This window comes from Paraburkholderia graminis C4D1M (assembly GCF_000172415.1).
Taxonomy (GTDB): Bacteria; Pseudomonadota; Gammaproteobacteria; order Burkholderiales; family Burkholderiaceae; genus Paraburkholderia; species Paraburkholderia graminis.
Genome location: NZ_ABLD01000001.1, coordinates 15,117 through 27,335, shown reverse-complemented (window position 1 = coordinate 27,335; position 12,219 = coordinate 15,117). Strand labels below are relative to the sequence as shown.

Sequence of the window (12,219 nt, the reverse complement as noted above, 5' to 3'; positions counted from 1 at the left end):
ATCGGACACGAAGTTCGTCGCAACCAGTTTGGGAACGCTTCCTCGCGATTTCGGGAAAAGCTCCCGAGCCTTCACGCGAGCGCGCATGCGAAGCTTTGCACACCTTGAAAGAAAGCGCTACGTATGCCGCCACGCGGCTGCGTCCGAAGAAAGCGTCGATTCGGCAGGAGACAGAATAATGAATATCCCATCACGCGTGCGCCGCGGAAAACCCGGCCTCGGCTTCAGGCGGCGAGCCGGCATCACGCTTGGATTCGGCAGCGCGCTCGCGAGCATGTCGATAGGCGCATGGGCGCAAGCGGAGCCGGCGGCTGGCGTACCGGCTTCGGCTGCGGCTGCGGCTCCCGCTTCGGCAGCCGCCTCCGCGAAAGCCGCAGCCGATGCGCCAGACGATACGCCCTCGACCACGCTCGCGCCCGTGGTCGTGGTCGGCACGACGCCGCTGCTCGGCATCGGCACGCCGCTCGCGCAGGTGCCCGCCAACGTGCAGACCGTTCGCGCGCGAGACATCGAAGCGCAGCATCGCTTCAATCTCACGGATTACCTCGCGAAGAATCTGCCGAGCGTCGACATCGCCGATGCGCAAGGCAACCCGTATCAGATGAACGTCAACTATCGCGGCTTCACGGCGTCGCCGCTGCTCGGCACACCGCAGGGCATTTCGGTGTTCGTCGACGGCGTGCGCGTGAACGAGCCTTTCGGCGACGTGGTCAACTGGGACGTGCTGCCGCAACAGGCCATCGACACCATTCAATTGATTCCCGGTTCGAATCCGACGTATGGGCTGAATACGCTGGCGGCGCGCTCGCCATCACGACGAAGAACGGCAAGACCAGTCCCGGCGGCGAGGCCGAAGTGGCGCTCGGCTCGTGGGGCCGCAAGACCGCGCAGATCGAACAGGGCGGCACGATCGGCCAGAACCTCGATTACTACGTGACCGGCAACGTCACGAACGACAACGGCTGGGCCGAGCAGAATGCGAGCCGCGTGCGGCAGATTTTCGGCAAGCTGCGCTATACCGATGCCGACACCACGCTGTCGTTATCCGCAGGCGGCGCGGACAACGATCTGCACGGCACGCAAACCATTCCGCGCTCATTCCTTGGCAATCCGAAGCAGCCCTATACGTATCCCGATCAGAACCTGAACAGCGCTGGCTACGTGACGCTGTCCGGCGAACACTACTTCAGCGATAACGTCGAGCTGAGCGGCAATGCGTACTACCGGCACTTCCGCAATAGCAATGTGAGCAGCAACACGAATCCGAACTTCGGTTCGATCGACGACGACGGCGACGTCGACACCACGCAGGCGACCAACGAGAAATCCGTCGTCTCTACCGATAGTTTCGGCGCGAGCCTGCAACTCACGCTGCTCGGCAAACTCGGCGGCATGCAGAACCAGTTCGTTGCGGGCGTATCCGCGGACATCGCGAATTCGCGCTACACGCAATCGTCGCAGGATGCGGTTTTCACGGCTTCGCGCGCGACGGTCGGCATCGGCGATTTCACGCAGGAAACCGCGGCGAAAACGCATAACGGCAACTACGGCATCTATCTGCAAGACACTTTATCGCTGACGAAGCAATGGACGCTGACGCTCGCGGGACGTTATAACTGGGCCGAAGCGACCATCGGCGATTCGAGCGGCCTTCAGCCGCAACTGGACGGACACCATACGTTCTCGCGCTTCAATCCGGCGGTCGGCATCAACTGGAATCCGACCTCGGCGTTCACGGCCTACGCAACCTACAACGAAGGCATGCGCTCGCCGACTGCGATCGAACTCGCGTGTGCAGACCCGGCCGCGCCCTGCTCGCTGCCGAACGACTTCGTGTCCGACCCGCCGCTGCAACCGGTGATCTCGAAGACCTTCGAAATCGGCGCACGCGGACGAATCGGCCAGACGACAAGCTGGAGTGCCGCCGTCTACCGAACCACGCTCGATAACGACATCGAATTCATCGCCAGCAATGGCGCGGCGAGCAATCGCGGCTTCTTTCAGAACGTGGGCCGCACGCGCCGGCAAGGGTTCGAACTCTCGGGACGCAGCCAGCTAGGCCCGCTCGCGGTGACTGCGAGCTACAACTACATCGACGCCACGTATCGCACCGCGTGGACCGAGAACAGCGCGAGCAATTCCAGCGCGGATGCGAACGGCAACATCAACGTGAAGCCCGGCGATCATCTGCCAGGCATTCCGGCGAACACGGTCAAGCTGCAACTCGACTACGCGGCGACCGCGAAGTGGAGAGTCGGCGCGAACCTCACGTGGCGCGGCGGCATCTATGCACAGGGCGACGAAAACAATCAGGACGTCAATGGCAAGATCGCCGGCTATTTTCTGATCGATCTCGACACGTCGTATCAGGTCACCAAACAGTTGCAGGTGTTTGCGAGCGTCTCGAATCTGCTCGACAAGCGCTATGCGAGCTTCGGTTCGCTCGGAGAAAACTTCTTCAACGGCCCGAACCATACGTTCGACGGCGGGAATCCGAGCAACGAGCAGTTCGTCGGACCGGGCGCGCCGCGCGGGTTCTGGGTCGGCCTGCGCTATGCGTGGAAGTAGGTGGAAGTGAGGGCGGTCATGCGTCGGCTCGCGCATGACCTCCGCGTGCTCAGTGCGATTCGATCGAGCCGTCGCTATGCGGATAGGTGACGATGCCCCACGCGAGCGGCAGTTGACCAATCTGCGTGACCGGCTGATAACTGCGCGCGTCGAGCACATAAACGGCATCGGAGCGCCCGCATGCGACCAGCAGCTTTGTGCCGTCGGGCGTAAAACTGAAGTGCCAGCAACGCTGACCGACCGGCACGTCGGCAAGATGCTCGTAGCTCTTGCCGTCGAATACCTGCACCGTCTTGTCGCGTGCCGCCGCGACGAAAAGCCGCTTGCCGTCGGGACCGTAGGCGACGCCGTAAGGACCCAGTTTGGTATCGACGGTCTTCTTCACCTTGAACGTGCGCGCGTCGATCACGACAAGTTTGCTCAGCGACTCCAGCGTGACCACGTAGTCCTTGCCGTCCGGCGACAGGCGAATGCCACGCGGACGCCCGCCCGCCGCGAGCTTCACGGTCCTCACGGGCGCGCCCGTGCGCGCGTGATAGACGGAGACAGTATCGTCGCCTTCGTTGGTGACGAGCATGTTCTTGCCGTCGCGTGAAAATTCGATGCCCTCGGTTTCGTGGCCGCTCGTCACCGAGCGCACCACGCGCCAGCTTTTCATATCGACGATAGCGATCTCGGCGGGCGGTTTGTTGGCGTCGTCATCGTCGTCGGCGTGGGGTTTGCCGGCTTGCGCTTCGCCTGGCTTCTCGGCTGGTTTCCCAGACTGTCCGCTCGCTGCAGGCGGGCCGCCGTCTTCGCCCGGCTCATACGTCACATACGCATAGCCGTTGTGCACGCGCACAAACTCCGGGTTCTGACCGATCTTCACCCGCTGCACGACTTCGCCTGAAGCCGTATCGATCACGGCAAGATCGCCCGTGTTCTTGTTGGCGACCAGCAGGCGCGAGCCGTCCGCATTGAGGCTCAGGCCGCGCGGGCCGTCCGCGCCTACGGGGAAGGTTCGGGTCAACGTCATCTTGTCGAGATCGATCACACCCACGCCGCCCTTCTCGCTCGTCACATAGGCGAGAGGCGCCGCGGCATGCGCCGAAGCGGCGCCGAACGCCGTCGCCGCGACCATACCGGCCGCGATCAAGGCTGAAACGATGGGGCGTCCCCGTGTTGTTTTGCGAAACCGTGTCTCCAGCATGTGTTCTGCTCCGTTGTAAAAGCACTGTGCCGCACAAGGCCGGCATTCAAGCAAAGTAGTTCATTAGAGGATCGTTTGACAACGGACGAAGGCGGGAGATTTTCCCGAATTGACCTGGCAAGGCCGCTAACGGTACTAAAACACCGGGCCGCGGCGGACAATGAACGCGGCGGCTCGACGAGTCGAAGGAAACGGTCATGCAGCACTATGGTCTCGCGAATGTCTGGCAAAGCGGCGATTTCATCACGCGCGCGATTCTCGGCATATTGTTCATCATGTCGATCCTGTCGTGGACGGTTATCGTCGTCAAGCTGTGGCATGTGCTGCGCATCAAGCGAGTAACCGGGCGCACCGACGCGCAGTTCTGGCAGGCCGACAACTTCGAACATGGGCTCAGGAACCTGGGCGGCCTTGCGGGCCACGGTAGTGAGGCATCGGCTGAGGCGCTGCGCGACAATCCGCTGCTCGCTCTCGCGATGGCCGCATCTGAGGCGGCTGCGCATCATCGCGACACCAGGCCGCATTTGCAGGATCGCATCGACGTATCGGACTGGATCGCGCGCCGCCTGCAAGGCAGCATCGACGACGCCGTCGCGCATATGCAAAGCGGCCTCGCGGTGCTGGCGTCGATCGGCAGCACCGCGCCGTTCGTCGGGCTCTTCGGCACGGTGTGGGGCATTTATCATGCGCTGATCGTGATCGGCGAAACGGGTCAGGCGTCGATCGATCATGTGGCCGGACCGGTCGGCGAGTCACTCATCATGACCGCGTTCGGGCTCTTCGTCGCGATACCGGCCGTGCTCGGGTATAACGGGCTCACGCGCGCAAACAAGTCGATCGTCACGCGGCTCAAGCGCTTCGCACATGGACTGCACGCGTACTTCGTGACGGGTCTGCAATTGCCGCACGGATGATGGACCGTTAAACGATGCGTTATCGCCCGTCAAAGAATCTCTGAATTCAAATCGCGTGCGCGCTCCGCTATCGTGGCTTGCATACCGGCGGTATGCAGTCATGCACTCATGCAGTCACGCATCGCGCCGGCTCTCCATCACTGCGAGAGGACCGGCCCATGCAAGCCCTGATCTTCGATGTCGACGGCACGCTTGCCGATACCGAAAGCGCGCATCTGCACGCGTTCAACGCGGCGTTCGCGCAAGCCGGTCTCGACTGGCACTGGGACGAAGCGCTCTATGTGCGCCTGCTGGAAGTAGCGGGCGGCAAGGAGCGTCTGCTGCACTACTGGCGCATCGTCGATCCCGAGGAGGCGGAAGGCCCCGGCGTGAGCCGCGTGATCGACGCGGTGCATGCGATCAAGACGCGTCACTATGCGGCGCATGTTCGCGATGGCGGCTTGCCGTTGCGGCCGGGCATCGCGCGCCTGATCGATGAAGCGCGTGCGGCCTCCATACCAGTCGCCATCGCGACCACCACAACGCCCGCGAATCTCGACGCGCTGTTGCACGGACCGTTCGGCCCCGAATGGCGCAGCCGCTTTGCCGCGATTGGCGATGCAAGCACGACGCAGTCAAAGAAGCCCGCGCCCGATGTTTATCTCGACGTGCTTCGTCAACTCGGCCTCAAAGGCCAGGACTGCATCGCGTTCGAAGATTCCGCGAACGGCTTGCGCGCGGCGCGTGCAGCGTTTGTTCCGACTATCGTGACGCCGACAGCGTACACGGCGCATCATTCCTTCGACGGCGCGCTCGCCGTGCTGCCTCATCTCGGCGATCCGCATGCGCCGCTCGCTTCGACGGCTGCGAACGAGAATGAGCGGCCCGCATGGGTGGATCTCGACACATTGCGCGGCTGGCATCGCAATGCGTTGAGCGAGGCTGCGGCCGTATGACGACGCCGCCGGTTTTTTCGCCTGAAGCGCTAACGCTAACGCAAGCGTTGCCGCGATCACGAACGCGCGCCGTGCTGATCGACCTCGACGGCACCATGGTCCACACAGCGCCGGATATTGTCGAAGCGGTGAGCTGCATGCTCGCCGATTTCGATCAGCCGCCGTTGCCCTTCGACACGGTCAGCAGTTTTATCGGCAAAGGCGTGCCGAACCTGGTTAAGCGCACGCTCGAAACGGCGGCGCTCGATGGACGAGTCGACATGGACGCCGCGCTCGCGGTGTTTGATCGGCACTATCGGCAGACGAATGGGCGCTTCGGTCATGTTTATCCGCACGTCGCCGCAGGTCTTCGCGAGCTCGCACGGCTCGGCTATCGGCTCGCGTGCGTGACCAACAAACCGGAGGCGTTGGCCGCACCGCTGCTGCGCATGACAGGACTCGCGCAAGATATCGACGTACTGGTCGCAGGCGATTCGATCGACAGCATGAAGCCTGCACCGCAACCGCTGTGGCACGCGTGCCGGTTGCTGGATGCAGACGTGGAATGCAGCGTTCTGGTGGGCGATTCGCCCGTCGATGTCAGCGCGGCGCGCGCGGCGGGCGTGCCGGTGTTTATCGTGCGCTACGGCTATGGCGGCCCGGATGGCGCGACGGCCTTGCAGTGCGATGCGTTAATCGATTCGTTCGCGCAGTTGCCCGATCTGCTTGCGCTGCGCGATGAGCGCTTGAACGCCGATGCAGGGTCGTAGTTCTCGCAGTCCACTATGAAAACGACCCGGACACTTACGCGTCCGGGTCGTCGGTTTCTCTGCTGCAAGCAAGCTCGCCAACAAGCTCGTCAACAAGCCGCTACAGCAGAATCAACCGCAGCGGAACATCAGAACTTATGACGGATACCGACGATCGCCAGCGCCTGCGAATCGGTGCCGTTGTAGCCATACGAACCGATCGAAGCCTGCGCGTCCTGCGTCGTGCCATCGGCGAGACGCTGCGTGCCGCTCGCGTGCTGATAGGCCGCGACCGCGTAGAAGTCCGTGCGCTTCGAGATGTTGTAGTCCGCGCCGATGCTCAACTGGTGGTAATGCGCCGACGTGTCGCCGGATGCAGCCGTGTACGCGTAGCCCAGACCCGCGACCAGTGCCGGCGTCGCCTGATACGCAACGAAGGCTTTACCGCTGTTGTACTTCTCGGTGCCGGTGAAAGTGGACGCGCCGTCGCTCTTCAACTGCGTGTTGCTATACGAAGCGCCGAGCGTGATCGGGCCGAGCGCGTATTGGCCGCCGATCTGCGCGATGCTGACCGATTTCGCCGTCACGTAGCCGTCGTTGATATGGCTGTCGAAGATCGAATCGGTCGTGCTGCTCGCCCAGCTCGAACGCGCGGTCGTGGACGATGCGTTGGTCGCGCGCAGGTAGCCGCCGGCGAGCGAGAACGGACCGTTCGAGTACGACACCGCGCCGCTATAGGTGTAACCCTGACCCGCCTGACCCGCGACGCCGCTGAATGCATACAGTGCTTCGAACTGCAGGCCGGCGTAGTTCGGCGACACGTATTTGACCGCGTTCGATACGCGCGCGCTGTTGTCGTTGTTGTCGACGTCGCCCGGCGTTGCGAAGGCGGAGCCGAAGAAGTTGTCGGCCGTGACGCCCTGCACCATGTCCGTGATCGGATCGTACTGGCGGCCGGCCGTCACCGTGCCCCACGTCGCGCCCGTCAGGCCGACGAACGACTGGCGGCCGAACTCGCGCGAGCCCTGACCGAGTTTGCCCGTGCCGACGTCGAAGCCATTTTCCAACGTGAAGATCGCCTTCAGGCCGCCGCCCAGATCTTCCTGGCCCTTCAGGCCCCAGCGGTCGCCGCTCAGATTGCCGTTGAGCATGCCCGCGAGATTGCTGCCCGAGCTGGCGTTATGCACATAGCCGATGCCGGCGTCGATCACGCCGTACAACGTCACGCTGTTCTGTGCATGGGCGGACCCCGCCGCGACCAGCAGTGCGAGAGAGGCGGAAGTCAATGCTGTCTTTTTCATCCTTGTTCCTTTATTCACGTTTCAGAAAGACATTGCGGACGCGCAGCATACCTTGATTAATTTAAAAATCAATAAAAGCGTTTGGAAATTCCAACACGATTAGTATCGCCAATTGATTACAAATAATTAAGGGCTATGTGCGAACACATAGCCCCGAGCCCGGCGCAACGACTTTCCCTGCGTGGAGACGTGGAGAAAGAACCGAACGGGATGCATTTAGCCAGCGCGATAGTGTGAAGTCAAGCGGCGGTCGATTGAGTTTCCTTTCCTGATCTTTTCACGCTCTCTTTATCGCGGCTTTATATTTCATTTTATTAATTCGCCTTTCCATTTCTAATTATCAAAGCGGGACGATCGAATCAAGAGAATCCCGGTTCAGTGACAGCCTATTGCACAACCATGGCCCGCGCGCCGCGCCCGTCGGCATGCACTGGCTTTTTCTCGCGAATGCTGGCTCTCCCACATACTGGCGGTGCGGAGCTTGTCATGCTGACGACTCAGGCGCGCGCGCGAAAAGGAGGTCGCCATGTCGGTCTATGTGGATGAAGGATTCCGGCCCTGTGTCACGGAGCGCGCAACGGTCGCGTTCAGGGTCTGCTGGGACGACCGGGCGCAGGTTTTCGAAGTCAGCGCGGACGCGCTCATTGCCTATTGCGGCGCGGCAAGCGCGCGCAAGAAAGACTTGCTGCTCGCGTTCGAGGGCGCGCAAAGCGAGATCCTCACGGTGGCCGCGCGCAAGTGGACGTTCCGGCCGACAGAGCCAGTGCCACTAGGCGTCGACGAATTCCGTATGATCATGCATTAGTCCACCCATTCGCCATGCAAGCACTGCGCCATGACCTGGATCGCCGCCCTGCCGATGTACAACGTCACGCCCTCGCTGGAAAACGAGTGGCGCGGGTGGCTTGCGGACGTGCTGCGCATGGTCAAGCCGGCGTGCCGCATCGTCGATCCCGATGAAGAATTGCACGGCTTCTGGCGGCGGCCCAATCTGCTGATTTCACAAACCTGCGGTTATCCGTTGATGCACGGTCTGCGCGAGCAGGTGCAACTCGTCGCGACGCCGCGTTTCGACGCGCCCGGTTGCGAAGGCGCGCATTACTCGAGCGTCATCGTCACGCGCGCCGACGCGCCGTTCGATACGCTCGCCTCGTGCCGCGGCGCGCGCGTTGCCTACAATCAGGACGATTCGAATAGCGGCATGAACGCGCTGCGTCATGCAGTGGCGCCACACTCGCAGGAAGGTGCGTTTTTTCGCGCAGCGCTGCGCACCGGCTCGCATGTCGGTTCGTTGCGGGCCGTCGCGGACAATCACGCGGACGTCGCCGCGATAGATTGCGTGACCTTCGCTTTCGTCTGCGATGAAATGCCGGAACTGGCGCGGCAGGTTCGACGCATCGGCATGACAGCGGCGTCGCCGGGTCTGCCGTTGATTGCGTCCGACACCGTGCCGGCCGCGACTGTTGAAGCACTGCGCGACGCACTGAACGAAGCGCTGGCATTGCATCCCGAACGCGCAAAACGCCTGCGTTTGCAGGGGTTTTCCGCGTTGCCGCTCGAGGACTACGAGCGCATCGCGCAGCTTGAGAGCGAGGCGCGCGCGGTGGGGTATACGCGGCTTGGTTGATACGGCGCCGATTGGCTCAGCCTGTCGGCGCGCTTATTCCCGCGCTACTGCACGTCCAGCACCAGAAGCTGCGCGCCGTCGGCAACCTGATCGCCCACCGCATACAGCACTTCCGACACAACGCCGGCCGCCGGCGCGCCGATGGTGTGCTCCATCTTCATCGCTTCCATCACGATGAGCGGCGTGCCCTTCTCCACCACCGTCCCCGGCTCGACGAGCACCGCGATCACCTTGCCCGGCATCGGCGCGGTCAGGCGGCCTTCGCCGTGTTCCGCATCCGCGGCGTGCGCGAGCAGGTTCTGCCACTCGAACGCCAGTGCGTGACCGAGGCAGAACACATGAAACGTATCGCCGTCGATAAACACGCGCCCCGTGGCCCGCGCGTCGCCGATGGTCGCGCGATACTCATGCAAGCCCGAACCGCTCGACCATGTGAAGCCTTCGCGCAGACCGTCGTGTTCGAGCGTTTGCGTGCCGCCGTCGCGCGCGAACGTGACCATGAACGCATTGTCGTCTTCGACACTGCGCCAGCCTAGCGTCTGCGCGTAGCCGCCATTCAGACGCCAGTGCGACAGCGCATCCCAGGGCGACGCGCCATGCGCGGTGCCGCCTTCGCGCGTGAGCAACGCGCCGCATGCGAGCGCGAGCGCTTCCTTGAAAGGCTTTTTCACAGGCGCGAACAGGGCCTCGTGATGCCGTTCGATCAGACCGGTGTCCAGATCGCCGCTCGCAAACGGCTCGCTTTCGACAATGCGCTGCAGAAACTCCACATTCGTATGCGGCCCGACCACTTCGCATGCGTGCAGTGCACGGCTCATTCGCGCGAGTGCTTCTTCTCGCGTCGCGCCGTGCACGATCAGCTTTGCGATCATCGGATCGTAGAACGGCGTGATCGTGTCGCCCTCGCGCACGCCGCTGTCGATACGTACCGGCGCTTTACGGCCCGGCTCGCCAAGGCCGGCCGCGTCGATCGCGAATTCCACGCCTTCAGGCATGCGCAAATGCTTGAGCGTGCCGGTGGACGGCAAGAAGCCGCGCGCCGGATGCTCGGCGTAGATGCGCGCCTCGATGGCATGGCCGTCTATCTTCAACTGATCTTGCGTCAGCGGCAACGGCTCGCCTGCGGCCACGCGCAGTTGCCATTCCACCAGGTCCTGGCCCGTCACCATCTCCGTGACCGGATGCTCGACCTGCAGACGCGTGTTCATTTCCATGAAATAGAACTCGCCGGTAGCCGTCATGATGAACTCGACCGTGCCCGCGCCGACATAGCTCACCGCGCGCGCGGCAGCGACCGCGGCCTCGCCCATTTCACGCTTTATTTCCGCGGACAATCCCGGCGCGGGCGCCTCTTCCAGCACCTTCTGATGACGACGCTGCACCGAGCAGTCGCGATCGAACAGATAGACCGCGCCGCCGTGACGATCCGCGAAAACCTGCACTTCGACGTGGCGCGGCCGCGTCAGATACTTTTCGATCAGCACGCGATCGTTGCCGAAGCTGCTCGCCGCCTCGCGCTTGCACGAAGCGAGCGCCGCCACGAAATCCTCGCTGCGCTCGACCACGCGCATGCCCTTGCCGCCGCCGCCCGCGCTGGCCTTCAGCAGAACCGGATAGCCGATCGAATCCGCCTCGCGATGCAATAGTTCGGGGCTCTGATCGTCGCCGTGATAGCCGGGCACGAGCGGCACCGCGGCCGCATGCATCAGCGCCTTGGCGGCGGCTTTCGAACCCATCGCCGCAATCGCTTCGACCGGCGGTCCGATGAATACGATGCCCGCCGCTTCGCATGCGTGCGCGAAGTCTTCGTTCTCCGACAGAAAACCGTAGCCCGGATGCACCGCCTGCGCGCCCGTCGCGCGTGCCGCTTCGATAATGCGCTCGATGCGCAGATAGCTTTCCGCCGCGCTCGCGCCGCCGATATGCACAGCTTCGTCGCACGCGCTCACGTGTTTGGCATCGGCATCCGCATCCGAATAGACAGCGACGCTCGCGATGCCGAGCCGCTTGCAGGTCGCCGCGACGCGGCACGCAATCTCGCCCCGGTTGGCGATCAGGATCTTGTTGAACATATGTTGTCTCGATCTCGGGATATTCTTCTGGTGAACGCCTCAAGGCGCCGCGCAATGTCGGTGAGCCGCACGTCAGTCGCGCCAGGCGGGCGTACGCTTTTCGAGGAACGACGCGACGCCTTCGCGGCCTTCCGCACCGGCTCGCGTGCGAGCGATGCGCGCCGCCGTGTCTTCGATCAATGCATCGTTCAGCTCGCGGCCGGCCATGTCCTGCACGAGTTGCTTGCACGCGCGCACCGCTTCTGGACCGTTGGCGCAGAGCGTTTGCGCGATCTGCTGCACGGTGGCGTCGAGTTGCTCCGCGCTGACCGCTTCGCTCACGAGCCCGAGGCGCAGCGCGGTCGCGCAGTCGAACTGCTCGGCGGTGATGAAGTAGCGCCGCGACGCCTGCTCGCCCAACGCGCGTATCACGTACGGCGCGATGGTCGCCGGAATCAGGCCGAGACGCGCCTCAGAAAGACAGAAGCGCGCGCTTTCCACCGCGACCACGATGTCGCACGCGGACAAGAGGCCCATGCCGCCCGCGTAGGCGTCGCCGTTCACGCGCGCGATCACCGGCTTGTTGCAGCGATAGATGGACGACAGCATGTTGGCGAGCAACATTGCGTCGGCGCGGTTCTCGTCGTGCGAGTAGCCGGCCATCTTCTTCATCCAGTTCAGATCGGCGCCCGCGCAGAACGCCTTGCCGTTCGCGGCGAGCACGACTGCGCGCACATCGTCGCGTGTGTTCAGCGCCGTGAAGGCCGACGTGATGTCGGCGATCATCGTTTCGTTGAACGCATTGCGCACGTCAGGACGATTCAGCGTGACGGTCGCGACGTGTCCGGCGATCTCGACATTCAGCGTTTCATAGTGCATCGTGGCGGCTCCCATGCGTCGCGCTCT

At 63.2% G+C, this 12,219-nt stretch carries 9 protein-coding genes and 1 pseudogene; 6 read left to right on the top strand and 4 right to left on the bottom strand.

The annotated features are described in order from the left end of the window. Nucleotides 1-178: 178 nt before the first annotated feature. Nucleotides 179-2,568 (top strand): annotated as a pseudogene (locus BGRAMDRAFT_RS00120) (TonB-dependent receptor). A gap of 49 nt (nucleotides 2,569-2,617) precedes the next feature. Here the strand turns inward: BGRAMDRAFT_RS00120 and BGRAMDRAFT_RS00115 are convergent. Next, a complete protein-coding gene (locus tag BGRAMDRAFT_RS00115; protein WP_006046566.1) occupies nucleotides 2,618-3,757 on the bottom strand; it encodes a YVTN family beta-propeller repeat protein in 1,140 nt (379 codons plus the stop codon). A gap of 197 nt (nucleotides 3,758-3,954) precedes the next feature. Here BGRAMDRAFT_RS00115 and BGRAMDRAFT_RS00110 point away from each other — a divergent pair, with 197 nt between their 5' ends. The 3 genes from BGRAMDRAFT_RS00110 (at nucleotide 3,955) to gph (ending at nucleotide 6,355) form a co-directional block, all read left to right on the top strand. Then, the gene (locus tag BGRAMDRAFT_RS00110; RefSeq protein WP_006046565.1) at nucleotides 3,955-4,671 is read left to right on the top strand and encodes a MotA/TolQ/ExbB proton channel family protein; all 717 of its coding nucleotides are present in this window, start codon (nucleotides 3,955-3,957) and stop codon (nucleotides 4,669-4,671) included. Nucleotides 4,672-4,829: 158 nt separating this feature from the next. Continuing rightward, nucleotides 4,830-5,606, top strand: coding sequence for an HAD family hydrolase (locus BGRAMDRAFT_RS00105; protein WP_006046564.1), 777 nt, complete (start codon nucleotides 4,830-4,832; stop codon nucleotides 5,604-5,606). Continuing rightward, nucleotides 5,603-6,355 carry a phosphoglycolate phosphatase gene (gph, locus tag BGRAMDRAFT_RS00100; protein WP_006046563.1) on the top strand — a complete coding sequence of 251 codons (753 nt, stop codon included), beginning with the start codon at nucleotides 5,603-5,605 and terminating at the stop codon, nucleotides 6,353-6,355. The genes BGRAMDRAFT_RS00105 and gph overlap by 4 nt, the downstream gene beginning before the upstream one ends. A gap of 128 nt (nucleotides 6,356-6,483) precedes the next feature. Here the strand turns inward: gph and BGRAMDRAFT_RS00095 are convergent, their stop codons facing one another. Next, a complete protein-coding gene (locus tag BGRAMDRAFT_RS00095; RefSeq protein WP_006046562.1) occupies nucleotides 6,484-7,635 on the bottom strand; it encodes a porin in 1,152 nt (383 codons plus the stop codon). A gap of 526 nt (nucleotides 7,636-8,161) precedes the next feature. On the opposite strand from BGRAMDRAFT_RS00095, the gene BGRAMDRAFT_RS00090 reads away from it, so the two are divergent. Together BGRAMDRAFT_RS00090 and BGRAMDRAFT_RS00085 are read left to right on the top strand one after the other, a co-directional pair. Continuing rightward, nucleotides 8,162-8,440, top strand: a complete 279-nt coding sequence (locus BGRAMDRAFT_RS00090) for a DUF1488 family protein (protein WP_006046561.1) — start codon at nucleotides 8,162-8,164, stop codon at nucleotides 8,438-8,440. A 30-nt stretch (nucleotides 8,441-8,470) separates the two neighbouring features. Beyond that, nucleotides 8,471-9,262 (top strand): phosphate/phosphite/phosphonate ABC transporter substrate-binding protein, encoded by a 792-nt coding sequence (locus tag BGRAMDRAFT_RS00085; RefSeq protein WP_006046560.1) that lies wholly within the window; start codon nucleotides 8,471-8,473, stop codon nucleotides 9,260-9,262. Between the two features lie 44 nt (nucleotides 9,263-9,306). Here the strand turns inward: BGRAMDRAFT_RS00085 and BGRAMDRAFT_RS00080 are convergent, their stop codons facing one another. Together BGRAMDRAFT_RS00080 and BGRAMDRAFT_RS00075 are read right to left on the bottom strand one after the other, a co-directional pair. After that, nucleotides 9,307-11,334 (bottom strand): acetyl/propionyl/methylcrotonyl-CoA carboxylase subunit alpha, encoded by a 2,028-nt coding sequence (locus tag BGRAMDRAFT_RS00080; protein WP_006046559.1) that lies wholly within the window; start codon nucleotides 11,332-11,334, stop codon nucleotides 9,307-9,309. A 72-nt stretch (nucleotides 11,335-11,406) separates the two neighbouring features. Then, nucleotides 11,407-12,192, bottom strand: coding sequence for an enoyl-CoA hydratase/isomerase family protein (locus BGRAMDRAFT_RS00075; RefSeq protein WP_006046558.1), 786 nt, complete (start codon nucleotides 12,190-12,192; stop codon nucleotides 11,407-11,409). Between the last annotated feature and the right edge of the window lie 27 nt (nucleotides 12,193-12,219).